The organism is Synechococcus sp. CS-1326 (assembly GCF_025128115.1).
Taxonomy (GTDB): Bacteria; Cyanobacteriota; Cyanobacteriia; order PCC-6307; family Cyanobiaceae; genus Regnicoccus.
The window spans coordinates 75,351-99,176 of record NZ_JAHLYV010000027.1; the positions used below are offsets into that span (position 1 = coordinate 75,351).

A 23,826-nucleotide genomic window follows, 5' to 3' on the forward strand; every position below is an offset into this window, starting at 1 on the left:
GGAGCGGCGGTGCTCAATTCAAGCGGGCCGCTTCAGCCTGGCGCTGTTCGCTCAGGGCGCGCTCCAGGCCAGGGTGTCGCTGCAGGTCGGGATCCTCTTCCAGAATGGCGCTGGCCTCCTGACGGGCCAGATCCAGCACGTCGCCGTCGTCGGTGAGGCTGGCCAGGGCCAGGTCCGGCAGACCCGACTGACGGGTGCCGAGCACCTGCCCCGGCCCCCGCAGACGCAGGTCCATTTCGGCGATCTCGAAGCCATCGCTGGAGCGCACCAGCAATTCCAGCCGCTGCCTCGCCTGGGGGGCGCGACTGTCATTGATCAGCAGACAGTGGGAGGCGGCGGCACCCCGACCCACCCGCCCGCGCAGCTGGTGGAGCTGGGCCAGCCCGAATCGATCGGCGTGCTCGATCACCATCACGCTGGCCTCGGGCACGTCCACGCCCACTTCCACCACGGTGGTGGCGACCAGCACATCGGTCTGCCCGGCCGCGAAGGCGGAGATCGCCGCCTGCTTCTGGCGGCTGTCGAGGCGGCCATGGAGCAGACCGACCCGCAGGTCGGCGAACACCTCGCTGCTCAGCTGCTCATGGACCTCGACCGCCGAGCGGAGATCCAGCGTCTCCGATTCCTCCACCAGGGGAAGCACCACATAGGCCCGCTGCCCCTGGGCCACCTGGTCACGGATCAGTTCGTAGGCTTCCAGGCGTTCGCTGCCCCGCAGCAGCCGCGTGCGGATCGGGGTACGACCGGGGGGAAGTTCATCGATCTGGCTCACCTCCAGATCGCCGTGCACCGACAGGGCGAGGGTGCGGGGAATCGGCGTGGCGGTCATGGTGAGCAGATGCGGCTGGAGGCCCTTGCCGAGCAGGCGGTTGCGCTGTCGCACCCCGAAGCGGTGCTGTTCATCCACCACCACCAGCCCGAGCCGGGCGAAATGCACGGGATCCTCGATCAGAGCGTGGGTCCCGACCAGCAGTTGCGACTGGCCGTTGGCCAGATCCTGCAGCAGTTCCCGGCGCCTGAGACGCGATGTGGAGCCGGTCAGCAGGTCGGCGCGGATCTGCAGCTGGGGCAACCATTCCCCCAGCTTGCGGGCGTGCTGCTGGGCCAGCACTTCGGTGGGTGCCATCAGGGCCCCCTGACAGCCGGCCTCGATCGCGGTGAGCAGGGCGGCGATCGCCACCACGGTTTTGCCGCTGCCGACATCCCCCTGCACCAGGCGCGCCATCGGCCGCTCCCGGGCGAGGTCGGCGCGGATCTCGCCCAGCACCCGTTGCTGGGCCGATGTGAGCGGAAAGGGCAGCAGCTCCAGAAAGGCAGCCACGAGGCTGGATTGCCCCGGCGGCAGCAGCAGGGGCGGCGAGGGGCGGCTGCGCAGCTGCTGACGGCGGCGCAGCAGGCTCAGCTGCAGCAGCAGAAACTCATCGAAGACCAGGCGGTGCCGGCTGGCCTTGAGCTCAGCCTGATCCACCGGGGCATGGATGCCCTTCAGGGCCGCGGCACGATCGAGCAGGTTCAGCCGCCGCCGCAGGGTGGCCGGCAGCGGATCCCCCCAGGGGGCGGCGGCCGGCAGCACCGCCTGGATCGCCTGACGCAGCCGCTCGGCACTCAACCCTTCGGTGAGCCCGTAAACCGGCAGCAGACGGCCGATCTGCTCAGAGCGCACGGGCGCGCCCGGACCATCGAGCACCTCGATCAGGGGGTCCTGCAGGGTGGGTCCCCAGGGCGTCTGCTTGACCAGGCCACTGGCGGCCAGGGTGCTGCCCGCGGGGTACTGGCGTTCCTGGGCCCGTAACCAGCCTGTTGATGCGAATCGCTTGCCGTTGAAGAACTTGCTGAGGCGCAACCGACCGGTGATGTCCTGCACCTGCAGCTCCAGGATCGACAGGTTGGGGTTGCGCGGGCTGGTGAAGGCATGGTTGCGCCGCACCGTGGCCACGACCGTGGCGGTTTCGCCCGGCACCAGGGCGTTGATCCGGACCAGGTGGGCGTAGTCGAGATAGTCGCGGGGGTAATGGCGCAGCAGGTCGGCGGCGAGCAGCAGCCCAAGGCCCGCCAGCTTGGTGGCCAGCTTCGGCCCGATGCCGGGCACCTCCGACAGCGGGGTGTTCGGCCCGATCGGGGTCGGCCTCGATGGGTTCGCCCCCCCCTGCCGCGGCAGGGGAGCCAGGCGCAGCCTCGGTGGGGCAAAGGGGGAGGCGGGCTCCAGGCTTTGCCGCAGCCGATGCAGCGCCTCCCGGCAGCGTCGGACCAGGTTCTGGCGACCGGCCAGGCTCAGCTGGGCGTAGCGATCGAACTCAAGTTCTAGGGGCGCCAGCCCCGCCGAGGGTTCGCGGCAATGGCGGGCGAGGAAGACGCTGAACCGCTCCTGCCTGCCCTCCAGGTCCGGAAAGCCCCGATCCGCTTCGATCTGCAGGGCCTTCTGCAGGGTCGCGATCCACTCCGCTCCCAGCTGGGGGGGGCGGCTCAGGGGGGAGCCGGCAGGTTGGTCTGGCTGTCCTGCAACCACTGCTGTTCCGCTTCGAGGGCCTGGGTGCGCCGCTGCCAATGGCGGTATTGCCGAGCCATTTTGCGCACATCCTGCCGCCGCTGCTCCAGTCGGCGCCGGCAGGTGCGCAGGCGCGCTTGATCGAACTCCAGATCACTGCTGCGCAGCAGCAGGCCGATCGCCTCAAGCTGTCCGGCCATCGCCTCAGGAGCGAAGGGCAGGGATAGGCGCAACAGATTGGCAGGAGCAGGCATCGCTTCGATCTGGCCGTCGAGCACGGCATCGAGCAGGTTGATCGGCAGCAGGCTGCGGGTCAGGCCGAGCCGCAGCAGATCGAGATTGATGGCGTGGGACAGGTTGCGTAACCGTCGCTGCAAGGCCCGATCCAGCACCTCCCACCAGCGCAGCAGCGCGATCGGCTGGTCGGGTAGCACAACCGGTGAGGCCCCGTCTTCAGGGTCGGCTGGAAGCTCCTGCTCCTCGTCTTCCTCCCTGGTGGCATCGCGACCGAACTGCTCGGAGGCCATGGCGAAGAGTTGCTGCAGGCCCTGGTTGGAGCGAAGCGCGTCGAGCCGCCCGGCTCCGAGATCGCCGGGAGCGTCTTCCTCCTCATCCATCTCCATCTCCTCCGTCTCCTCCAACTCCTCCATTCCCTCCTCATCCCCAGCTTCCCCACTTTCCCCAGCTTCCCCACTTTCCCCAGCTTCCGTGGCTGTTTCGTCGTCTTGATCGCCAGCTTCTTCAGCGCAATCGCCAGTGACCGCTTCGGCTCCCCCGGCCTCCGGTGAGGCCTCGTCGGCCCGGTGATCAGCGGCTGCAGCGAGATCGTCTGGATCGGCCTCGATGCCAGTGAGAGGGGGCTTCCCCGCCGGCGAGAGGCCAAGGGCGGCCAGGCCGGCCAGCCCTGGCAGGCCGGCGGAAAAGAGGTCGGCGGAGAGCGGCAGATCGAGGCCGAGCCGCACCGAACCCGGCGGAAGCGGGCCCTGGCTGGCTGGATCGTCGCCGGAGGAGTCTTGTTCTGGCTGGTCGGTCAGGGCGGCGATCAGTCGTTGCTGCTCGCGTCGATGCAGCCGTTTCTGCTCCGACTGAACCTGCCGCCCGAGCACGATCAGCTGCTCCAGGGTGAGCAGGGAGCCGCAGCGTTCCACCAACTCCCTCAGCCGCCGTTGCAGTTCCTGGCGTCGGCCCTCCTCGAGGGAGCCGTAGCGCTCCGGGACCAGCTGGGTGGCCACATGGAAGGCCGCCTGCTGAACGGCCATCGGCAAGCCCTCCCGCAACACCTGGAAGTAGAGGGTCAGCTCGTGAACCAGCGCGGCATTGGATTGCTCAAGCCGCTGCTGCATCCGCTGCAACTGTTCCCTCGCCTCGCTCAGTGCCGTGGCTCTGCGGTCCAAGGCCTTGCCGTTGTTGAAAGGGTGCTGGCGGTGATCAAGAGGCCGGACTGGCCATGGAGGCCACCTCAGCGGCGAAATCCACCTGTTCGACCTCGATGCCTTCACCGAGGGTGTACCGGGTGTAGCGCCGCACCTGGATGTTCTCGCCGATCTTGCCTGCCACCTGTTTGACCAGCTCAGCCACGGTGATCGAGCTGTCCTTGATGAAGGGTTGCTCCAGCAGCGCCAGCTCCTTGAGGCGCTTGCCGATGCGCCCCTCGACGATCTTCTCCTTCATCTTGTCGGGTTTGCCGGCCAGGTCGTCGCGACCCATTTCGATCGCCTTCTCACGCTCAACCACGTCTTCGGGGATCTGGTCGGTGCTGACGTATTCAACGTTGGGGCAGGCGGCGATCTGCATCGCCACGTTGCGCAGCAGATCCTGGAACAGATCGCCGCGGGCGACGAAGTCGGTTTCGCAGTTCAGTTCCAGCAGCACCCCAACCCGGGCACCGGTGTGGATGTAGCTGCCGATCGCGCCTTCCGCCGCCGTGCGTCCAGCCTTTTTCTCGGCGGTGGCGATGCCTTTCTGGCGCAACCATTCGGCCGCTTTGGTCATGTCGCCATCGGATTCCGTCAGCGCCTTCTTGCAGTTCATCATTCCTGCGCCGGTTTTGTCGCGCAGTTCCTTGACGAGGGTTGCTGTGATCGCAGCCATGGGGAGAAGGGATGGAGAGAGATCAGGAAGAAAGGGACCGGGTCCGGGGCTGGTCAAGCAGCCAGCCCCATGGGCTCAGGACTCCTCGTCGTCGCCGGAGCGTTGGTCGGGGGCACCATGCCGGCCTTCGTTGATCGCGTCGGCCAGGCGTCCGAGCACCAGCTGAACCGAGCGCACGGCGTCGTCGTTGCAGGGAATCGGCACGTCGGTGAGATCGGGATCGCAATTGGTGTCGAGCATCGACACCAGAGGGATGTCGAGCTTGCGGCACTCGAGCACGGCGTTTGTTTCACGGCGCTGGTCGACCAGCACCACCACATCCGGCAGCCGCCGCATGTTCTTCAGACCACCGAGATACTTCTGAAGACGGTCGAGCTCGCGCCGCAGCACGGCGGCTTCCTTCTTCGGCCGCATCGCAATCGCCCCGGAGGACTCCATCCGCTCCAGATCCTTGAGCCGGTCGATGCGGGCGCGCATGGTGCTCCAGTTGGTGAGCATGCCGCCCAACCAGCGCTGATTCACGTAGGAGGCTCCGCAGCGGGCGGCCTCGATGGCGATCACTTCGGAGGCCTGCTTCTTGGTGCCGACGAACAGGAAGCGCTTGCCGGATCGGGCGGCGCTGCGGGTCCATTTGTAGGCGTTGTTCATGCAGATCGCGGTCTGCACGAGATCGATGATGTGGACTCCGTTGCGCGCGCAATAGATGTAGCGCGACATCTTGGGATTCCAGCGGCGGGTTTGGTGCCCGAAGTGGGCACCCGCCTCCATCATTTCGGAGAGGGTAACGACAGCCATGGTTGAGAGGGGTTTCGGGTTCGCCTCCACCTGCCAGGGATCAGGGCGGAGTGGCTCCAGGGGGAGTCACCGGGTTCGCCTGAGCACCCGAAACGGACAGGTGTGCGGTGTTGGGGGACCTCTCAAGTTACCAAAGAGCCTGTTAGCTCAATCCCTCCGCCCGGGCCTCCCGGTAGAGGGCGCGGACACCGATCCGGTTGAGTGGCAGCCGGAGCAGTTCCATCGCCAGGGCGGAATGGCCGTGGCGCAGCAGCCAGGCCAGCAGGGGACGAAGGCTGCGCTCATTGAGAAGGCCGCCGAGGGTGAGCAGTTCCCAGAGCAGGCGGTGCAACCAGGTGAACTGGATGATGAAGCGGACACGCCTGGTGGGGTGTTTGCGGTAGAAGACCAGGCCCATGCGAGCTCTCTCCTGCTCGATGCGAACCAGATCGGGAACCTGCTCCAGGCTCAGGGCCGGATGCCAGTGATACCCGGGTGCCTCCGGGCAGCGGACCAGCTCGACTCCCATGCGGCGCAGGCGCTCTCCCAGTTCCAGATCTTCCCAGCCATAGAGGCGGAAGCCGGTGTCGAACAGGCCGGAGAGCTCCAGCAGGGATCGATCGATCGCCACATTGCCGGTGGCGAAGTAGGCCCAGGAATGATCGCTGAGCTTGTGGGGTTCGCTGGTGGGATCGTCGAAATTGCTGGTGTTGATCACCGCTCCGTAGGTGAAGCAGAGCTTGTTGCCCCGCTCCAGCCAGTGGCGGGAGAGGGCCCTGGCATGGGAGAGCAGAAAGAGCTCGGTCACCACCAGATCGCTGTCGATGAAGACGATCACATCACCGCGGGCCTGCTCGACCCCCCGGTTGCGCCCCGCTGCTGGGCCGCCATGGTCCTGCTCGATCAGGCGCACATGGGGAAAGGCGGCGGCATTCCGGCGCAGCCAGTCGGCGGTGCCATCGGTGGAGCCGTCATCGACGACAACCACCTCGTAGGTGTCGATCGGAGCGGCCAGTTGCTGCCGCTCCAGGGCCCGCAGGCACTTCTCGAGGATGGCCCGGCGGTTGTAGGTGGGGATGACGACGCTGGGGAACATGCTCCCGCTGCTCAGTCGGCCGCGCCACCGTTGTTGGCGGTGCCGGTCACCCCGTTGCCGGCTCCTTCGCCGCGACCGTCGTTGCGCAGCTTGCGCTTCTTGAACTTGCGGGCGTAGGAGCGGTTGCGCTCCTGCTTTTCCTTCTTGAGGTTCCTGCGTTTCGCCATGGAGAAAGGATGGACCTTGGGGAGAGAAAAACCATCCTACTCCTGGCCTCCAGCCGGAGCTGTCAAGCCCGGTTCAGCCCGCTGCTGCCACCAGCGGCGCGGTACGGAGGCGTCCATCCTCCATGGCCACCAGCCGGTCGGCCACATCCAGGATGCGGGGATCGTGGGTGACCATCAGCACGGCGCAGCTCTGCTCCCGGGCCAGCCGCTTCAGCAGGTCCACCACTTCGCGGCCGCTGCGGCTGTCAAGGGCGGCGGTGGGTTCATCGGCCAGGAGCAGCCTGGGGTGGGCGGCGAGGGCCCGGGCGATCGCCACCCGCTGCTTCTGGCCACCGGAGAGGTCATGGGGGAGTTTGCCCAGGTGGTCGCCAAGGCCGACGGCTCGCAGCCATTCGCGGGCCTGGTCTCGCCGGGCCCGATAGCCGAGGCCAGGGAGCAGATCCGAACCCATCTGCACGTTCTGCTCGGCGGTGAGGCAGCGCAGCAGGTTGTGACCCTGGAAGATCATGCCGATCTGGCGCCTGAGCTGTTGACGCAGCCGGCGGCTGGAGCCCTCCAGTTGCTCCCCCATCACCGTGACCTGCCCCTGCTGAACCTGGCGGAGCCCCCCCACCAGGGTGAGCAGGGTTGTCTTGCCGCAGCCGGAAGGGCCGGTCAGCAGCACCACCTCGCCGGGGTGGATGCGCAGCTCCACGTTCTGCAGGACCTGGCGCCGCATCTCGCCCTCGCCGTACCAGTGGCAGAGGTCGTGAAGATCCACCATCGGCGGATCGTCGGTGGACGGGGCATTGCTGCCGTTGCCGGTTCCATTGCCGGTGCCGGTGACGGTGCCGTTCCCAGTGCCGTCGCTGTGGGTGGGGTGGACAGCCATGGGAAGCGGTTCGGTCGGAGGGTGGTTGGCCCGGGTTGGCCCAGGGTCAGAAGATCTCGGCTGGATCGGCGTCGGCCAGGCGCCGCATCGCCATCGCGGCTGAACCCATGCACATCACCAGGATCATGCTGAACACCACGACGGCGCGGGTGGTGTTCATCTCCACCGGCAACTTGGTGGCTGAGCGCACCAGGGCATAGAGCCCCTGGCCAACCCCGTAGGCGGGCAGGTAGCCGAGCAGGGCAAGCAGCAATCCTTCCCTGCCCACAACCCCGAGCAAGGCGGTGAGGGGATAGCCCATCGCCATCAAGGTGGCGTACTCCGGCAGGTGATCGCTCACATCGGAGTAGAGGATCTGATAAACAATCACGCAGCCCACGACGAAGCCCATGCCGGCCCCCAGGGTGAAGATGAAGCCGATCGCCGTGCTGCTGCGCCAGTAGTCCTTTTCGGATTCCTCAAACTCCTTTTTGGTGAACACGGTCACGTCCCTGGGGAGCTGCTTGCGCAGGCGCTGCTGAACCTCGGCAGGCTCTGCGCCGGGGCTGAGCCGGATCAGACCCAGCTCAATGCTGCCTGCAGGGGTTTCCGGGAGCAGGCTCAGGAAGGTTTCGCGGCTGGTGATCAGGTTGCCGTCGGCGCCGAAGGAGGGGCCGAGTCCGACCAGCCCCGCCACCCGCACCCGCGTGCCGCTCACCTCGGTTTCCACCGTGCGGCCCTGGCGGAACCAGGGCCCGACCGGCCCGAACTCCTCCCGGGACAGTTCATCGAAAAGGACACGGCCGCGCTGGGTGAGCAGCTTCGCCTTGCTCTTCAAGCCGGGGTCCAGAAAGAGGGGATCGTTGGGCTCGAAGCCGATCGCCAGAATCGAGCGGGTGCTTTTGGTTTCGGGATTGCGCCAGAGCAGGAAGTTCCAGTTCACCGGTGTGATCCCCTTCACCTCGGGATCACCGAGGGCCTGCACCAGGCGTCGGCGCGGAAATCCCAACATGCTGATCGAGCTGATCGTCCGCGGACTGATCAGCACCAGGTCGGCATCGAAGAGCTTGTGGATCGTGACGCTGGCATCGAACAGGCCGTCGCGGAAGCCCAGCTGCATGAACATCAGGATCCCGGCGAAGCTGATGCCGGCCAGGGCCACCGCCAGCCGTACCGGCTGCCGGGTGAGCAACAGCCAGGCCAGGGGAATGCGCCGGGAGGTCCAGAGCCGGCCCAGGCCGGACAAGGCGCTCATGGCTGGAAGCGGGTGATCGTTTTCATGCCGACGAGATTGCGCACCCGGCTGATATCGGCTGGATCGAGTTCGAGCCGCACTTCCACCACCCTGGCGTCGGCGTCGCCGGTGGGGTCGGTGGAGAGCACCTGGCGCTGGCGCACCTGGGGGCTGATTCGGATCACCCTGGCGCCGAGGCTGCCGCTGAAACCGCCGTTCTCGCTGGTGACCGTTGCTTTCTGGCCGAAACGCAGTCGGCTGATGTCACTTTCGTAGACCTCCGCCACCGCCTCCATCCGGTCACTGGCTCCAAGTTCCAGGATGCCGTTTTCACCTGGCCGCTCACCCACCCGCGACTGGAGACGCAGCACGGTGCCGGCGATCGGCGCGCGGAGCTCGGTGTTCACCAGGTCGGTGTCGGTCTTGAGCAGCTGGTTGCGCGCTTCGATCAGGTTCCCTTTCAGCTCGATCAACTTGAGTTCGCGGGATTCCAGATCCGCAGCGGCGGTGGCGCCGGCCCGGGCCAGCTGGCGGTAGCGATTGATCTCCCTCTCCAGCACCATCACCTGGCTGCTGAGGTTGGTGATGCGGCTGTTCACCAGCCGCCGCTCCGCCTGCAGGGTGGGGCCGTTGTCGAAGCGGGCCAGCACCTGTCCCTGGGCGACCCTGTCCCCCTCTTCAACCAGCAGCTCGGAGAGCCGCGGGCTGCCGCCGAAATCGGTCGTCGGCGCGGCAAGCTTGCGCACATCGCCGGCCGGCTCCAGCCTGCCCAGGGCCGACACCGCTTCAGGGGCGACGGCAGGCTGGGCGCGGGGAGCTCTGGCCACGGCCGAACGTTGCCTCGACTGCCAGAACCAGAAAACTCCCCCCAGCAGCAGCAGAGCCGCCGCGGCGATCAGCAGCGGGCGCCTGATCCGTCGGCCGGGATCAGCGGCGGATCGTCGAACAGGAGTTCCTCGATGTAGCGGTTGGCCCAGGCCGGGTTGAACGCCTTCTCCAGGACCCGCCGGGTCTTGTCGTTGCGTTTCTGTTGCTGGCAATAGGACAGCTGGCCGTGATACCGATCAATCGTAGCCGGGTGATTCAGGGGTTGCTCCTCGGCCTGGGCAATGGCGGTGGCGAGCACCGCCAGCAGACCGTTCACCTCTTCGATGAACCAGCCTTCCTCGGTGGCGCCGACCGGCCGCACGAAGCGCACGAAAGGAGAGAAGATCGTGCCCCAGGCGGGCAGTTCGCGGATCTGGCTGAACGGATGAACCGGCAGGTTCTCCAGACCGGCAGCGATGCCGGTCGGCAGCACCCCCGTGGTCGGGGAGAGGTCGGCGATCGCGGCGGAAACCCCGGCGGGCCCGGCCACGATGTCGGCTCCGAACACGGGAAGATCGAAACGGGGATCCGGGAAGCAGACGCAATGCAGGATCTGCAGCCCGGCCCCGAGCCGGGCCGTTTCCAGATGGAGCTTGCGCAGGCCACGGCAGCGCCTGAGCTCGTTGTGGATGAACAGGCGCTCGCCATCGAGGCTGCCGGTGATCGCTTCGAGATCGGGGGCGATCTCCAGCCCCTCCAGGGCGGGGAGGGAAAGCCAGCTGGCCCGGATCTGCTCGGCCAGAGCGTCTACAAGGGGATGGATGCCGCCGGCGGTTGATGCTGTGCTGGTCACGGAGGCTGCCTCAGCCAGCAGAATGCTGATCCTGCCATGCGTGATCGGTTCAGCCCTTGGTGTTTTCGCAGGATTTGGTGTTTTCGCAGGATTCAGAGGAAATCTTCCCGTCCCCTCTCGCCTTCCAGCTCGACAACGGGGTCCAGGTCGTCACCGTTGAGCAGGAGCAGGCTCCGGTGGTCTGTCTCGATTTCTGGTGCCAGGCGGGGAGCCGCACGGAGGCAGCTGAGGAATACGGCCTGGCCCACTTTCTGGAACACATGGTCTTCAAGGGCAGCGGCCAGCTCGCCGCCGGCGAGTTCGACCGTCGCATCGAGGCCCTTGGAGGCAGCAGCAACGCAGCCACCGGTTTTGACGATGTGCACTATCACGTCCTGATTCCGCCGGCCGCCGCGCCTGAAGCACTCGATCTGCTGCTGGATCTGGTGCTCCATCCCAGGCTCGACCCGGACGATTTCGGCATGGAGAAGCAGGTGGTGCTCGAGGAGCTGGCCCAGAGTGAAGATCAACCGGAAGAGGTCGCCTTCCAGCGGCTGCTCGCCCTGGCCTGCCCCGGCCATCCCTATGGCCGCCCGATCCTCGGCGATCGCAGGTCTCTTCTGGACCATGACCCGCAACGGATGGCCCGGTTTCACAGGCGCCGCTATCAACCCGGGCACTGCAGCCTGGGAATGGCCGGTGCGGTGGGGGATCTCGATCTCGAAGGCCTGCTGGCCAGCAGCCCTCTGGCTGGGCTGTCCCCCCCTGACCATCAGGCTGACGCTGGGCTGACCGCTGCCGGGTTCGCGCCGCTGCGGCTGCAAAGCGGCCGCCACGATCTGCGCCTGCCCCGGCTGGAGGCCGGACGGCTGTTGATGGCCTGGTCGTTCCCGGCGGCTGCCGATCTGGATGCGGTGGCCGGTGCCGATCTGCTCACCACACTGCTGGCCGAAGGCAAGCGCAGCCGGCTGGTCCAACGGCTGCGGGAAGATCTCAGGCTCGTCGAGAGTATTGATCTGGATCTGAACGTGTTGGAGGCCGGCAGCCTCGGACTTCTGGAGGCGGTTTTCGATCCTGGCCAGGCCGAGCGGGTGGAGGCCCAGATTTCCCAGGTGTGGCAGGAGCTCTGCGCGGCGCCCCCCACGGAGCAGGAACTGGAGCGGGCCCGGCGGCTGGTGGCCAATGGCTACCGCTTCGGCCTGGAGTCGGCTTCCGCCGTGGCCGGTCTCACCGGCCATCAGGGGCTCTGGGGCCGCCTTGCACCATTGAGCCATCCCCTGGAGCTGCTCGAGGCCTGGTCGCCGGAGCGCATCCGCAGTGAGATGGTGCCGCTGCTCGATCCGGGCAAGGCCTGCCGTCTGCTGGTGCTGCCGGCATGAGCGCCCTGCTTCACCCCCCTCTCCCCACGCCTGAAACCTTCACCCTGCAGGGTGGTTGCCCGGTCTGGGTGCTGCGCCGGAGCGGACCGGCGATCGTTTCCGCCAAGTTGTGGATCCGGGGCGGCAGCGGCGCCGATCCCCGCGGTCAGCGGGGCCGCGCCCAGTTGCTGGCAGGCCTGCTCAGTCGGGGTTGCGGCGACCTCAGTGGCGAGGCGATGGCCGATCTGGTCGAGGGCCTCGGTGATGAGCTCCGCTGCGAGGCCACCGAAGACGGCCTGCTGATCAGCCTCAAGTGCGCCAGTGCCGACAGCGCCGCCCTGCTGCCCCTGCTGCACGCGATGGTGCTCAACCCCTGGTTGGCGAGCGATCAGATCAGCCTGGAGCGCCAGCTCAACCTGCAGGCGCTGCTCCGCCAGCGGGAAGACCCGTTTCAGCAGGCCCACGACCTGCTGCGGCATCAGTTGTTTGGCGAAGGCCCCTACGGCCACGATCCCCTCGGCGTGGAGGATGAACTGGCGGCTCTGGAGCGTCCCCAGCTGCTTGAGGCGGCTGGCCGGCTCGGCGCTGAAGGGGCCGTTCTGGTGATCACCGGTCAGCCGCCGCCGCAGCTGCCGGCGCTGCTGGAGCCTCCGGTCGGACCGCTCTGGCCCACCGCGCCGCCGCTGGCGGCAGCTGGCCCCGGTGGTCGCTCGATCGCCGCCCTGGTGAGCACCGAACTCGACACCGAGCAACTCGTCCTGATGCTGGGGGCGGCCACGGTCTGCCTGGCTGATCCCCGTTCCGTGGCCCTGCGGCTGTTGCAGTGCCATCTGGGGGTGGGCATGTCCAGTCGCCTGTTCGTGGTGCTGCGCGAGGAACAGGGTCTCGCCTACGACGTGGGCGTTCACCTGCCGGCCAGGCGCGGCGCCGCCCCCTTCGTGCTTCATCTCTCCAGCTCGGCGGATCGGGCCACCGAGGCCACCACCCAGTTGTTGGAGGAATGGCAGCGGCTGCTTGATCAGCCCCTCACCACTGAAGAGTGGCAGCTTGCCCTGGCCAAGTTCCGTGGCCTTGTGGCCACCGGTCGTCAGACCTGTGGCCAGATCGCTGATCGTCAGGCCCTGGTGCTGGGCCATGGCCTGCCCTGGTCCTACCCCGATCAGGCCAGCCAGCAGGCTGAAGCCCTTGATCCAGAAGCTCTCTGGCAGGCCGCCCGCTCCCTGTTGGCGCGCCCCAGCCTCAGCCTCTGCGGACCCGCAGCGGCCCTCGCCGCCGCGGAGCGGGCCTGGGCCGCTCACCCCCTGGGCTCCTCCGCTTCGGCGCTGCTGAGCTGATCGGCCCGCATCACGAAGGTGCCACGGCGAAAGCGGACCGCCACCTGATCCAGGGCCCTGAGGCCGGTGATCTGCCCGACTTCACTGGGATCGACCAGGTCGGGGGGGCGCAGCATCGGCATGGGATCTGCGGTTTTGAGGAAGTCGGGGCTGCCGCTGAGGCGCACCCGTGTCCCGACCGTCCAGGCATGGGGAGGGGGGCTGTCTGAGGAGTTCATGGTTCGATGCTCTCGGCTGCTCCCCACTACAGCAGGATGGGGAGAGTCAGGTTCCATTCGATTGCGGGCCCTAGCCAACTGGAGCGGCGCCATCGTGGGGCTGCTGTTGATCATCAGCGGTGGTCTGATTCAGACCTTCATTCCCCTGCCGACGACCGGTGGCGGCGTTGTCCTGCAGGAACTGCCGGTCACGGCTCAGGTTCCGGCCCTGTTGCTCACGGCGCTCGTCTGCGGACCGCGGCCCACCCTGCTGGCGGCCGTGGCCTACCTGAGCCTGGGTCTGCTGATGCTGCCGGTGTTCCACGGCGGCGGTGGGATGGCCTATCTGCTCGACCCCGGCTTCGGCTACCTGGCCGGGTTCGTGCCGGCCGGCTGGGTGACCGGTCGGCTGGCACGGCAGGAGGGGATGGGTGAGCTGCTGCGCCTGCTCGGGGCCGCCCTGCTGGGTCTGCTGACCATTCAGCTCTGTGGCATCACCAACCTGTTGATCGGTGGCCTGGTGGGCCGCTGGGGAGGCAGCCTGGTTGATCTGTTGCTCAGCTACAGCCTGGGCCCACTGCTGCCGCAGCTGCTGCTCTGCTGTGCCGTTGCCGTGCTGGCGGTGCCTCTGCGCAGGCTGCTTCTGGTCGAACCATGACATCTGCCCAGTGACGACATTCCAATGACGCTGCCTGTCCAGTCCCGCAGACGGGTCGCCTGGCTGATCGCCGCCGCGGTGGTGCTGCTCGATCAGCTCAGCAAGGCCTGGGCGGGCATGGCCCTCGCCCCCGCCGCTCCCCAGCCTTTCCTGCCGGGCCTGCTGCGCCTGCGATTGGTGTTCAACACCGGCGCGGCCTTCAGTCTGTTTCAGTCATCCACTGCCCTGCTGGGTCTGGTCAGTTTCCTGGTGGGGATCGGTCTGATCGTCTGGATTCAGCGGCAGGACAGCCTGCGTCGCTGGCAGGCGGTGGGACTGGGCGCCCTGCTCGGGGGGGCCCTGGGCAATGGCCTCGACCGCTGGCGGCTGGGGGGTGTCGTTGATTTCCTGGAGCTGGTTCCATTCCCGTTCCCGGTGTTCAACCTGGCCGATCTGGCCATCAACGTGGCGGTGGCCTGCCTCGCCCTGGACCTGTGGGAGGGGCGGTCCGGTGCTGGGCGCTGAGCTGCTGAATCGACGGGTGGCGGCAAGCTCCCTGCCCTCCGAAGCGCTCCTGGAGCTCTTCGTTCCGGGCCATCCGAGCCGCCGGATCAGCCTGCACGGTGGTCTCTATCGCCTGGGCCGCGACAGCCGCCTGGAGGTCTGGCTCGACCATCCGGCGGTCAGCAAGCGCCATGCCCTCCTCGAGCAGATCGGTTCCGACTGGCTGCTCCGCGACGATGGCTCCACCAATGGCCTCTACTGGCGTGGGCAGCGGATCAGCCAGCTGCTGCTCCGTGATGGAGATGCGGTCCGGTTCGGACCCGCCACGGAGCCCGGTCTGCCGGAGCTGGTTTTTCAGCGTCGCCCCCAGCCACGCCTGCCCACCCTGTTCAGGGTCGCCGCCGCCACCGCCGCCGCCGTTGCCTCGGCTGGAATGCTGCTGCTGGGGTTTTCGGTGGTGCTGATGCCCGTGCGGGGCAGCCTGGCGCCGGTGCGGGGACCGGTGGCTCTCTACGACCGCCTGAACCGGCCCCTCAGTTCTGCTGATTCGAGCGAACACCGCGAGAACAAAGCGCTCAGTAACTACCCAAGGGTGTTGATCGAAGCGTTGCTGGCCAGCGAGGACAGCCGCTTCTGGTGGCATCCCGGTGTGGATCCGATCGGCACCGGCCGGGCGCTGGTCACCAATCTGCTGGGGGGGCGGGTGCTGGAAGGGGGCAGCACCCTGACCCAGCAGCTGGCCCGCAGCCTGTATCCCGACCAGGTGGGGGAGGGGGAGACCCTGGTGCGCAAATGGCGGGAGCTGCTCGTTGCCCTGCAGCTGGAGGCGCGCTTCAGCAAGGGCGCCCTGCTGCTCAGCTATCTCAACCGGGTGTATCTGGGGGTGGGCTGGGGCTTCGAAGACGCTGCCCGGGCTTACTTCGCCAAGCCTGCCGCCCGACTCAGCCTGGAGGAGGCTGCGCTGCTGGTGGGGCTGCTGCCATCCCCCAACGGCCATGATCCCTGCAGCAATCCCCAGGCTGCTCTTGAGGCCCGCAATGGGGTGTTGCTGAAGATGGCCAACACCGGACGGATCAGTGCCGATCAGGCCCGCCAGGCCCGCCGTCGTCCGGTGCAACTGGGTCCCGATGCCTGCCGGGGCGGCCGCAACCGACCGGTGCCCTTCTACACCGACCAGGTGCGCAGCGATCTGGAGGGTCTGCTGGGCGCTGATGTGGCCGCCGAAGGGAACTTCCTGGTCGAAACCCACCTTGATCCGCTGTTGCAGCAGGTGGTGGAACGCCAGCTGCGCCGCAGGCTCGATGTCGGGGCGCCGGCCGGGGTGAGTGAGGGGGCGGTGGTGGTACTCGACAGTCGCAACAGCGGGGTGCTGGCGATCGCCGGCGGTCGCGATTACCGCCGCAGTCAGTTCAACCGGGCCAGCATGGCCCTGCGCCAACCGGGCAGCACCTTCAAGCTGTTCACCTACCTCGCGGCCCTCAACCAGGGGATCAAGCCGTCCGCCGGCCTCAACTGCGGTCCGCTGAAGTGGGCCGGCCAGTCTTTCGCCAGCTCCTGTGGCGGCACGCTCAGCCTGGGCCAGGCCTTTGCGATCAGCAGCAACACCGCCGCCCTTCGCCTGGCCCGGCGGGTCGGCCTGGAGAAGGTGGAGCAAATGGCCCGGGACCTGGGCCTCACCTCCACGATGCAGGCGGTGCCCGGGCTGGCCCTGGGCCAGAGCGAGGTGCGCTTGATCGAACTCACCGCCGCCTACGCCGCCGTCGCCAATGACGGGGTGTGGCACGCCCCCAGCACCGTGCGGCGACTCACCGATGCCGAAACCTGTGGCGGCCTCGACAATGCCCGCTGTCGCAAGCAGCCCAGTGGTCCAGGTCGCACGATCAGCCCGGCCCGGCCGGTGGTGAAGCCCGCGGTGGCCAGGCAGATGCAGGCTCTGCTGCGGGGTGTAGTGCGCGGTGGCACCGGCACCGCCGCCTACCTGGGCGGTGAGGAAGGGGGGAAGACCGGCACCACCAACAAGGGGCATGATCTGGTCTTCGTGGGCTACGAGCCAAGCCGGCACTGGGTGATGGGGATCTGGCTGGGCAATGACCAGAATCGGCCCACCGCCGGCTCCAGTGCCCTGGCCGCCGGCCTCTGGGGAGACATCATCCGTGCGGCGGGCCGGGGTTCACAGCCGGCCGTGGCCAAGCCGTGATGCGTCGCTTCCGGCCCTGGCTGTGGTTGGGGGCAGCCCTGGCGGCGGTGGTGGCGGCGTCCCTGCTGCTGCAGGCTTTCAACACCCTTCTCTGGCAGTTGAGTTACCTGCTGCCCTACTGGCTGGTGGGGCCGGTGATGTTGCTGCTGTTCGGCGGCGGCGGCCTGCTGGCGCTGCGGCTGGCCTGGCCCTGGCTGCTGGCCTGGCGCCAGCCCCGCCCGGCTCGCTTGCCCCCGCCAACCATTCAGGGGCCGCTGGCGAGCCGTCAGGAAGCGGCCGAGCGCAACCTTCAGGCGATTGATCAAGTGCTTGAGCGGGTTCGCGACGATGTCGAACGCGAAGCGCTGCGCCAGGAACGTGACCGGGTGGAGGCGGAACTGGCCCGGGGGGACCTGGTGTTGGTTGTGTTCGGGGCGGGGTCCGCCGGCAAGACGTCGCTGATCCGGGCCCTGCTCAACGAGGTGGTGGGGGATGTGGGGGCGCCGATGGGCTCCACCAGCGAGTGTGAGACCTATCGGTTGAGGCTGAAGGGACTGCGCCGCGGCCTGCAGCTGGTCGATACGCCGGGGATCCTCGAAGCCGGGGCGGATGGCCGCGAGCGGGAAACCGTGGCCAGGCAACGGGCTGCGCGGGCCGATCTGCTGCTCCTGGTGGTGGATGGAGATCTGCGGGCTGCCGAGCTGGAGGTGTTCGAGACCCTCGCCAGTCTGGGCAAGCGCCTGATTCTGGTGCTCAACAAATGCGATCTGCGGGGGGAGCAGGAGGAACGGCGACTGATCGGCCTGCTGCGCCAGCGCGCCGGTGGCCGGCTCGACACCGAAGATGTGGTTCCCACCAGTGCGGCGCCCCAGTCGCTGCCGCGGCCCGGCGGCAGGCCCCTGCAACCGGACCCGGAGGTGCAGGCCCTGGTGCGACGACTGGCCACGCTGCTCCACCAGGACGGCGAGGAACTGATCGCTGACAACATCCTGTTGCAGAGCCGTTGCCTCGGTGCTGCCAGCCGGGCGCTGCTGGCTCGCCAGCGTCGCCGCGATGCTGAAGGCATCGTTGAGCGCTACATGTGGATCGGGGCGGGCGTGCTTGTGGTCAACCCCCTGCCCGTCGTTGATCTGCTCGGCACCGCCGCGGTCAACGCCCAGATGGTGGTGGAGATCGGCCGGGTTTACGGGGTCAACCTCTCCCGGCAGAGCGGGCAGGATCTGGCCCTTTCGGTGGGACGGACCCTGGCCGGGCTGGGAATGATCAAGGGGGGACTGAGCCTGATCAGTTCGGCGCTGACCCTGAATCTGCCGGCGCTGGTGGTCAGCAAGGCGGTGCAGGGGGTTGGCGCAGCCTGGCTGACCCGCATCGCCGGCCAGAGTTTCATCACCTATTTCGAGCAGGACCAGGACTGGGGCGATGGCGGACTGCAGGAGGTGGTGCAACGGCAATACGACCTCAACCGCCGGGATGGTGCCTTGAAACGCTTCCTGGAGGCGGCTTTCAACCGGGTGGTGGAGCCTCTGCAACGGCGGAAGGATCCGCAGTTGCCGCCGCGCCCAGGGCCTCGGGGGGAGGCGGCAGAAGGGGACCGCGGGCGTCGAGCACCGTGATCAGGCCCAGATAGAGCACACCGATCAGAATCGAGAGTGCCCCGGTGATGATCGCCACCCAGCGGCCCCGGCGGCTCGGCTCAGCCATTCGCCACCACCGGGCTGGCTCCAGGGGCGACCCCCTGCAGCGACCGCCGCACCACGGCCCCAAGCCGCTCCAGCTCGGCCTCACCGGTATGGGGGTTTCCCAGCACCGCCTTGAGGTGGTGGTGGCCCTGGTAAAGCGGCCGTGACAGCATCAGCTGCTCGGCCAGCAGGGCGGCGCGGCACTGGGTCGACCATCGCTCCGTGGCGATCGGGTCGAGACCGGCCGGCCTGAAGGCGAGCAGGTGCAGCGGACCACCGAGCAGGAGCAGCTCCCCTGCCGGCAGGTCGTGCTCCAGTCGTCGCTGCAACCGTCGCCGTCGCGTGATCGCCGACTCGATCACCCGCTCGACACCTGAGAGTCCAAGCTGGCGCAGACCCAGCCAGAGCTTGAGGATCTCGGCACTGCGGCTGCCCTGCAGGCCGTACTCCCCACCGTGGCCATCGGCCCAGCTCGGCTCCATGTAGGGAAGCCCGGTGCCGAAGGTGGCGGGCAGCAGGGTGGGATCAGCTAGCAGCAGCAGCGAGGAGGTCTTGGTGATTCCCAGCAGCTTCTGGGGATTGATCGTGACCGAATCGGCCTGGCCGATTCCCTCCACCCGATGGCGGTGGCGCTCGCTGAGGGCGAGCACCCCACCGATCGCCCCATCGACGTGCAGCCAGATCCCATGGCGGCGGCAAAGGGCGGCGATCTCCACCAGGGGATCCACCGCTCCCCTCACCGTGGTGCCGGCGGTGGCCACCACGGCGATCACGGGTCTGCCCTCTCGCTGCAGTTGCTCCAGCGCCTCCTCCAGCCGGAGCGGATCGAGGCCACCGGTCGCATCGACGGGCAGGCGCTTCAGGGCCTCGCTCGGCAGACCCATCACCATCAGCGCCTTCTCGATCGAGACATGCAGGTCGGCGCTGCCCACGACCACGGCCTCCTGGCAGGTCCCGAGACCACGGCTCCGGCGTGCGGTAACCAGGGCCATCAGGTTGCTGAGGCTGCCGCCACTGGCCGGGACGCCGCTCGCCTTCTCGCCGAGCCCGAGCCGGCGAGCCAGCCAGGCGCAGAGGCCCCGCTCCAGCCTGCTCAGGGACGGGGACAGTTCCTCGGCCAGCAGGTTGTTGTTGAGCCCGGCGCAGATCAGGTCGCCCACCAGCGAGGCGGTGAGCGGGGGCGGATCGAGATGGGCCAGGGCACCTGGATGGCTGGGGTTGTACGCCCCGTCCATCAGCTGTTGAAGATCTGAGAGGAGCCGCTCACCATCGAGCCCATCCTTCTGAGGCTCCAGGCCAGGCAGCAGGCTGAGTCCCGGCAGGGGCGGGCGACTGGAGGAGGAACCCAGCCAGCGGCAGAGCTGATCGGCGGCATCCCGCAGAAATGTCTCCAGTTGCGGATCGACCTGGTCGGGAGAAGCGAAGGGCAGCGGCCCGCAGCTGCCGACCGGCACCGGCAGGGAGGCGGCACCGGGCAGGGGGCTCAAAGCGGGCAGGGTGGTCGGGCCGATCATTCTCCTGGGAGGCGGTGCATGGCGCTGGGCAGCGATTGTCCTGGGCGGTGACCTTGTTTGACCTGTTCTGCAGTGACCATTTCTGCAGTCAATCCTCTCTGGAGCTGGGGGCACTCTGGCGGGGTGTCAGCCTGGCTGCATCAGTTCACGTCCAACCCCAGCTCGCCCAGCATCCTCGCCCCCCGCCCCCGGTTGTGCCCACCCCAATTGCCTGTGCGGATGATCAGCGGCTGCTCTGGATGGAGCGGTTGCTCCGCCTGGCCCGCCTGGCCGGCTCGCGCGGGGAGGTTCCGGTTGCCGCCGTGGTTCTTGATGGCCGCGGCCGTTGCCTGGGCTGGGGAACGAACCAGCGCCAGACCCGACAGGATCCGCTGGGGCATGCCGAGCTTGTGGCGCTGAGGCAGGCCGCAGGCTTGCGAGGGGACTGGCGCTTCAACGACAGCACGCTGCTGGTGACCCTGGAGCCCTGCCCGATGTGCGCCGGGGCCCTGATCCAGGCCCGGATGGGCACGGTGGTGTTTGGCGCTGCCGACCCGAAACGCGGCGCCCTGGGTGGTTGCCTGGATCTGTCGATCGACCCGAGCGCTCACCATCCGATGGTGGTGCTGGGGGGGGTGCTCGCTGCCGAGGCCCAGGATCTGCTGGCCGGCTGGTTCAGGCAGCAGCGACGGCAACAGCGGCTTGATCGCTCGACGCGCCCGTCCGGAAGGCGGGAAGCTCCGTTTCAAGCAGATTGAGCAGCCGGTCGACGTTTTCGGCACGGCTGTTGTAGCCCATCAGGCCGATTCTCCAGACTTTGCCGGCCAGGGCCCCGAGGCCGCCTCCCACTTCGATGCCGTGACGGTTGAGCAGATGCAGGCTGAAGGCCTTGCCGTCGATGCCCTCCGGAATCCGGACCGTGGTCAGGGTCGGCAGCCGCAGGGGCTCAGCCACATGGAGTTCGAGCCCCAGCCGCTCGAGACCGGCCCAGAGACGTTCCGCGTTCTGGCGATGGCGGGCCCAGGCATTGTCCAGGCCTTCATCGGCCAGCAGCCTGAGGGCTTCGCGCATGCCGAAGTTCATGTTCACCGGGGCCGTGTGGTGGTAGGTGCGGTTGCTGCCCCAGTACTGATTGAGCAGGGAGACATCGAGATACCAGTTGGGTACCTTGCCGCTGCGGGCGGAGAGCTTGGCTTCGGCCCTGGGTCCCATGCTGAACGGTCCCAGACCGGGAGGGCAGCTCAGGCCCTTCTGACTGCAGCTGTAGGCCAGGTCGACGCCCCAGGCGTCGAGGTGGATCGGCACAGCGCCGAGGGACGTGACCGTGTCGAGCAACAGCAGGCAGTTGTGACGGCGGCAGAGTTCACCGATCCCCTCCATCGGCTGGCAGACGCCGGTGGAGGTTTCGGCATGGACGATCGCCAGGATCTTCGGATGGTGCAGCAGCAGGGCCGCTTCGATCTCAGCCAGGCTGAAGGCTTCCCCCCAGGGGCGCTCGATCGTGTGCACCTCGGCCCGGTAGCGCTGGGCCATGTCCACAAGGCGGTGGCCGAAGTAGCCCTTGACGGCCACCAGAACGCCGTCGCCCGGCTCGACCGTGTTGGCCAGGGTGGCTTCCATGGCAGCGCTGCCGGTGCCACTCATCGGAATGGTGAGGCGGTTATCGGTTTGCCAGGCGTAGCGCAGCAGCTCCTGCACCTCACCCATCAGCTCGATGTAGAGGGGGTCGAGGTGGCCGATCGGACTGCGCGCCAGGGCGGCCAGAACGGTGGGATGGGCGTTGGAGGGTCCTGGGCCCAGCAGCAGCCTCTCGGGTGTGGCGATCGGTTCCAGCGAGAGGCGATGGCGATCGCTGACTGGGGCAGAAGGAAACTGGGTGACCAAGACCAGCGGCGCGAAAGGAAAGAGATGCGAAGCCTACGCAGCAATGGGCCGCGGGCTCTCCAGGGACCGACCGGGGCTAGCGGGCCCGGACGTTGACGGCGCCAAGTCCGCGGACCATGTGGTTGAACGGCAGGCGAACCACATCGGTGGGACCCAGCCCGACTGATTCAAGCCGCTCGCTGACCACATCGGCCAGCAGGTTGATGCTGCGGACGGTAGGCCCGGTGGGAACTCCCAGGCTCTTGTAGGTGTCGTCGAGGCCGTTGAGCACCCGCTCATCGAGGATGGTGGGGTCGTCTGCCACCAGGGCGTAGCTGGCGTAGCGCAGGAAGTAATCCATGTCGCGCAGGCAGGCCGAGAGGCGGCGGGTCGTGTAGGCATTGCCGCCGGGAAGCAGCAGTTCCGGATCCTCCTCGAACAGCCGGCGGCTGGCTTCACGCACGATGTCGGTGGCATCCCGATTGATGATTTCCGCTGCCGCCAGGCGTAACCCGGACTGGGCGAAGTAGCTGGAGATCCGATCGATCGCATCCCGATCGAAATAGCGCCCAAGCTGGTCATACCGACCGATCAGGCCGGTAATGGCATCGCGCATGACGTGGAGATCCGCTGACCTGAGCCGAAAACTAGCACCCGCCTACCGCAAAGAACCCAGTGCAGCCGTGGGATCTGAAGATTTTGACAGAAACGGTTACGCGGCTTCGGGGCTATTCCCGTTGATGCCCTTCCCACTCAGTGCGAGCCCGGGTCCTGCCCGGCAGTGCTCCTGATCCGGCTCGCGGCGCCTGGGCCGATCCGTTGGAATGGGACTTCCTCCAGGTTCAGCTCCCTGATCCAGCCGATGCCTGAAACGGTCAGCAAGATCGCCTACCAGACACTCCAGCAGGGCAAAAGCCTGCTTGGCCTGGCCCATAAGGAGGTGAGCACCAGGCTTCTGGAACTGCTCGCCCCGGGCAGCCTGCCCCAGACCGTTCCAGTCCCTCCGGAGATGTTCGAGCAGTTGCGCAGCTCGATGAATCGCCTCCTGGAGGTCGACTGGCAGGACGCCGAGCGGGGGGTTTATCCCTCCTCCCTGCTTTTTGAGGCTCCCTGGATGCAATGGGCCACCCGTTATCCCCTGGTCTGGCTCGACCTGCCCAGCACCTGGAGCCGACGCTCTCAGCGCAATGTGCGCGACCTCCCCCGGGAGGTGGATCCCGCCGATTTTCCCGCCTACTACCTCCAGAACTTCCACCATCAGACCGACGGCTACCTGAGCGATCGCTCTGCCCTCCTCTACGACCTTCAGGTGGAGATTCTGTTCAACGGCACGGCGGATCCGATGCGCCGTCGCGTGCTGGCGCCTTTGCGACGGGGCCTGCGGGCCTTTCCAGGCCGTACGCCAGGCCAGTTGAGGGTCTTGGACGTGGCCACCGGTACCGGCCGGACCCTGCGCCAGTTGCGAGGTGCCCTGCCGGGAGTTCAGCTGGTCGGGCTCGATCTCTCGACCGCCTACCTGCGGGAGGCCAACCGCTTCCTGGCCCAGTTGCCCGGCGAATTGCCGCAACTGGTGCAGGGCAATGCGGAGGCGATGCCGTTCGCCGATGCCACCTTCCAGGCGGTCAGCTGCGTTTTCCTGTTGCACGAGCTCCCGGGCGAAGCCCGCCAGCAGGTGATCGCCGACTGTTTCCGGCTGCTTGAGCCCGGCGGCACCCTGGTGATGGCCGATTCCGTTCAGATGGCCGACTCTCCGGAATTCATGCCGGCGATGGAGAACTTCCGCCGCATGTTCCATGAGCCCTACTACCGCGATTACATCAGCGATGCCATCGATGGACGGCTGCGGCAAGCCGGATTCGAGGCGATTCACTGCGAATCCCACTTCATGACCCGGGTCTGGAGAGCCACCAAGCCATTCGGATCCCCTGCCTCCTGACGGTTCAAGCTCGGAGCAGCCAGGCCAGCACCAGGCCGGCGCCACCCCAGCGCAGCGCTCTCCAGAACCATTCCCCGCCGCTCTGTTCGGTGCGAAGCGACCTGGGCAGGGGATCCAGCAGCCGCTGGCCCAGCTCCAGGTGCTGGCGGAGTCGGCGGGCCCCGCTGCCGGTGTCTTCGGGTTTGAGCCGTTCGCCGCGGGCGGCCATCGCCAGCAGGGCGGAGAGGCTGTTCAACCACCCCGATGGTCGGCGGCGGCTGGATCTGCGCAGGCCTTTGGGCATGGCGCCAGGATGGATCCCCATGCCGCCCTG

The 23,826-nt window shown here is 67.6% G+C and carries 23 protein-coding genes; 8 read left to right on the forward strand and 15 right to left on the reverse strand.

All coding sequences use genetic code 11. The annotated features are described in order from the left end of the window. Window positions 1–13 precede the first annotated feature (13 nt). From recG to KQ307_RS10580, 10 genes are all read right to left on the reverse strand, one after another. A complete protein-coding gene (gene recG / locus KQ307_RS10535; protein WP_259727989.1) occupies window positions 14–2,449 on the reverse strand; it encodes an ATP-dependent DNA helicase RecG in 2,436 nt (811 codons plus the stop codon). Window positions 2,450–2,463: 14 nt separating this feature from the next. After that, complete coding sequence (locus KQ307_RS10540; protein WP_259727941.1) at window positions 2,464–3,879, reverse strand: hypothetical protein; 1,416 nt, start codon at window positions 3,877–3,879, stop codon at window positions 2,464–2,466. A 34-nt stretch (window positions 3,880–3,913) separates the two neighbouring features. Then, a complete protein-coding gene (gene tsf, locus KQ307_RS10545) occupies window positions 3,914–4,576 on the reverse strand; it encodes a translation elongation factor Ts (protein WP_259727942.1) in 663 nt (220 codons plus the stop codon). A gap of 75 nt (window positions 4,577–4,651) precedes the next feature. Next, entirely contained in the window at window positions 4,652–5,371 is a 720-nt protein-coding gene (gene rpsB, locus KQ307_RS10550) for a 30S ribosomal protein S2 (protein ID WP_259702277.1), read from the reverse strand. Between the two features lie 142 nt (window positions 5,372–5,513). Next, a complete protein-coding gene (locus tag KQ307_RS10555; RefSeq protein WP_259702278.1) occupies window positions 5,514–6,446 on the reverse strand; it encodes a glycosyltransferase family 2 protein in 933 nt (310 codons plus the stop codon). Window positions 6,447–6,457: 11 nt separating this feature from the next. Then, on the reverse strand, window positions 6,458–6,613 hold the full coding sequence (locus tag KQ307_RS10560) for a hypothetical protein (protein WP_011129965.1): 156 nt from the start codon (window positions 6,611–6,613) through the stop codon (window positions 6,458–6,460). 73 nt (window positions 6,614–6,686) lie between these two features. After that, on the reverse strand, window positions 6,687–7,376 hold the full coding sequence (locus tag KQ307_RS10565) for an ATP-binding cassette domain-containing protein (protein WP_259702342.1): 690 nt from the start codon (window positions 7,374–7,376) through the stop codon (window positions 6,687–6,689). Window positions 7,377–7,530: 154 nt separating this feature from the next. Further along, window positions 7,531–8,718, reverse strand: coding sequence for an ABC transporter permease DevC (gene devC, locus KQ307_RS10570; protein ID WP_259702279.1), 1,188 nt, complete (start codon window positions 8,716–8,718; stop codon window positions 7,531–7,533). Continuing rightward, entirely contained in the window at window positions 8,715–9,524 is an 810-nt protein-coding gene (locus tag KQ307_RS10575) for an HlyD family efflux transporter periplasmic adaptor subunit (RefSeq protein ID WP_259702280.1), read from the reverse strand. The genes devC and KQ307_RS10575 overlap by 4 nt, the downstream gene beginning before the upstream one ends. A 68-nt stretch (window positions 9,525–9,592) precedes the next feature. Next, complete coding sequence (locus tag KQ307_RS10580) at window positions 9,593–10,387, reverse strand: phycocyanobilin:ferredoxin oxidoreductase (RefSeq protein WP_399242075.1); 795 nt, start codon at window positions 10,385–10,387, stop codon at window positions 9,593–9,595. 47 nt (window positions 10,388–10,434) lie between these two features. Here KQ307_RS10580 and KQ307_RS10585 point away from each other — a divergent pair, with 47 nt between their 5' ends. Both KQ307_RS10585 and KQ307_RS10590 read left to right on the forward strand, forming a co-directional pair. After that, a complete protein-coding gene (locus KQ307_RS10585; RefSeq protein ID WP_259702282.1) occupies window positions 10,435–11,715 on the forward strand; it encodes a pitrilysin family protein in 1,281 nt (426 codons plus the stop codon). Further along, complete coding sequence (locus KQ307_RS10590) at window positions 11,712–13,028, forward strand: pitrilysin family protein (protein ID WP_259702283.1); 1,317 nt, start codon at window positions 11,712–11,714, stop codon at window positions 13,026–13,028. The genes KQ307_RS10585 and KQ307_RS10590 overlap by 4 nt, the downstream gene beginning before the upstream one ends. Here KQ307_RS10590 and KQ307_RS10595 read toward each other — a convergent pair. Further along, window positions 12,989–13,246: a DUF3148 domain-containing protein gene (locus tag KQ307_RS10595; RefSeq protein WP_259702284.1), complete on the reverse strand. Its 258-nt coding sequence runs from the start codon at window positions 13,244–13,246 to the stop codon at window positions 12,989–12,991. The genes KQ307_RS10590 and KQ307_RS10595 overlap by 40 nt on opposite strands. A 61-nt stretch (window positions 13,247–13,307) precedes the next feature. Between KQ307_RS10595 and KQ307_RS10600 the strand changes: the two genes are divergently transcribed. Genes KQ307_RS10600 through KQ307_RS10615 form a run of 4 tightly spaced genes read left to right on the forward strand, consistent with a single transcriptional unit; the run spans window position 13,308 to window position 18,155 of the window. Then, entirely contained in the window at window positions 13,308–13,883 is a 576-nt protein-coding gene (locus tag KQ307_RS10600; protein WP_259702285.1) for a biotin transporter BioY, read from the forward strand. Between the two features lie 24 nt (window positions 13,884–13,907). Further along, on the forward strand, window positions 13,908–14,387 hold the full coding sequence (gene lspA, locus KQ307_RS10605; protein ID WP_259702286.1) for a signal peptidase II: 480 nt from the start codon (window positions 13,908–13,910) through the stop codon (window positions 14,385–14,387). 16 nt (window positions 14,388–14,403) lie between these two features. Continuing rightward, a complete protein-coding gene (locus KQ307_RS10610; RefSeq protein ID WP_259727944.1) occupies window positions 14,404–16,563 on the forward strand; it encodes a transglycosylase domain-containing protein in 2,160 nt (719 codons plus the stop codon). After that, on the forward strand, window positions 16,563–18,155 hold the full coding sequence (locus KQ307_RS10615; protein ID WP_259702344.1) for a YcjF family protein: 1,593 nt from the start codon (window positions 16,563–16,565) through the stop codon (window positions 18,153–18,155). Before KQ307_RS10610 ends, KQ307_RS10615 begins: the two co-directional genes overlap by 1 nt. Before the next feature lie 80 nt (window positions 18,156–18,235). On the opposite strand, the gene KQ307_RS10620 is transcribed toward KQ307_RS10615, so the two are convergent. After that, a complete protein-coding gene (locus KQ307_RS10620; protein WP_259702287.1) occupies window positions 18,236–19,735 on the reverse strand; it encodes an aminotransferase class V-fold PLP-dependent enzyme in 1,500 nt (499 codons plus the stop codon). Between the two features lie 239 nt (window positions 19,736–19,974). Here KQ307_RS10620 and KQ307_RS10625 point away from each other — a divergent pair, with 239 nt between their 5' ends. Next, entirely contained in the window at window positions 19,975–20,472 is a 498-nt protein-coding gene (locus KQ307_RS10625) for a nucleoside deaminase (RefSeq protein ID WP_259702345.1), read from the forward strand. Here KQ307_RS10625 and KQ307_RS10630 read toward each other — a convergent pair. After that, window positions 20,390–21,598 (reverse strand): alanine--glyoxylate aminotransferase family protein, encoded by a 1,209-nt coding sequence (locus KQ307_RS10630; RefSeq protein ID WP_259702288.1) that lies wholly within the window; start codon window positions 21,596–21,598, stop codon window positions 20,390–20,392. The genes KQ307_RS10625 and KQ307_RS10630 overlap by 83 nt on opposite strands. Window positions 21,599–21,674: 76 nt before the next feature. After that, the gene (locus tag KQ307_RS10635; protein ID WP_259702289.1) at window positions 21,675–22,193 is read right to left on the reverse strand and encodes an allophycocyanin subunit beta; all 519 of its coding nucleotides are present in this window, start codon (window positions 22,191–22,193) and stop codon (window positions 21,675–21,677) included. A gap of 246 nt (window positions 22,194–22,439) precedes the next feature. Between KQ307_RS10635 and KQ307_RS10640 the strand changes: the two genes are divergently transcribed. Next, window positions 22,440–23,513, forward strand: a complete 1,074-nt coding sequence (locus KQ307_RS10640) for a class I SAM-dependent methyltransferase (protein ID WP_259702290.1) — start codon at window positions 22,440–22,442, stop codon at window positions 23,511–23,513. Between the two features lie 4 nt (window positions 23,514–23,517). On the opposite strand, the gene KQ307_RS10645 is transcribed toward KQ307_RS10640, so the two are convergent. After that, on the reverse strand, window positions 23,518–23,796 hold the full coding sequence (locus KQ307_RS10645) for a hypothetical protein (protein WP_259702291.1): 279 nt from the start codon (window positions 23,794–23,796) through the stop codon (window positions 23,518–23,520). Between the last annotated feature and the right edge of the window lie 30 nt (window positions 23,797–23,826).

Excerpts from the sequence above, each read along its gene's own strand:
- KQ307_RS10615 (WP_259702344.1), top strand. The coding sequence starts at position 16,563 with ATGCGTCGCTTCCGGCCCTGGCTGTGGTTGGGGGCAGCCCTGGCGGCG.
- KQ307_RS10640 (WP_259702290.1), top strand. The coding sequence starts at position 22,440 with ATGCCTGAAACGGTCAGCAAGATCGCCTACCAGACACTCCAGCAGGGC.
- KQ307_RS10595 (WP_259702284.1), bottom strand. The coding sequence starts at position 13,246 with ATGAACTCCTCAGACAGCCCCCCTCCCCATGCCTGGACGGTCGGGACA.
- KQ307_RS10620 (WP_259702287.1), bottom strand. The coding sequence starts at position 19,735 with ATGATCGGCCCGACCACCCTGCCCGCTTTGAGCCCCCTGCCCGGTGCC.
- KQ307_RS10560 (WP_011129965.1), bottom strand. The coding sequence starts at position 6,613 with ATGGCGAAACGCAGGAACCTCAAGAAGGAAAAGCAGGAGCGCAACCGC.
- lspA (WP_259702286.1), top strand. The coding sequence starts at position 13,908 with ATGACGCTGCCTGTCCAGTCCCGCAGACGGGTCGCCTGGCTGATCGCC.
- KQ307_RS10555 (WP_259702278.1), bottom strand. The coding sequence starts at position 6,446 with ATGTTCCCCAGCGTCGTCATCCCCACCTACAACCGCCGGGCCATCCTC.
- KQ307_RS10635 (WP_259702289.1), bottom strand. The coding sequence starts at position 22,193 with ATGCGCGATGCCATTACCGGCCTGATCGGTCGGTATGACCAGCTTGGG.
- KQ307_RS10590 (WP_259702283.1), top strand. The coding sequence starts at position 11,712 with ATGAGCGCCCTGCTTCACCCCCCTCTCCCCACGCCTGAAACCTTCACC.
- tsf (WP_259727942.1), bottom strand. The coding sequence starts at position 4,576 with ATGGCTGCGATCACAGCAACCCTCGTCAAGGAACTGCGCGACAAAACC.
- devC (WP_259702279.1), bottom strand. The coding sequence starts at position 8,718 with ATGAGCGCCTTGTCCGGCCTGGGCCGGCTCTGGACCTCCCGGCGCATT.
- KQ307_RS10565 (WP_259702342.1), bottom strand. The coding sequence starts at position 7,376 with ATGGTGGATCTTCACGACCTCTGCCACTGGTACGGCGAGGGCGAGATG.
- KQ307_RS10625 (WP_259702345.1), top strand. The coding sequence starts at position 19,975 with ATGGAGCGGTTGCTCCGCCTGGCCCGCCTGGCCGGCTCGCGCGGGGAG.
- KQ307_RS10645 (WP_259702291.1), bottom strand. The coding sequence starts at position 23,796 with ATGCCCAAAGGCCTGCGCAGATCCAGCCGCCGCCGACCATCGGGGTGG.
- rpsB (WP_259702277.1), bottom strand. The coding sequence starts at position 5,371 with ATGGCTGTCGTTACCCTCTCCGAAATGATGGAGGCGGGTGCCCACTTC.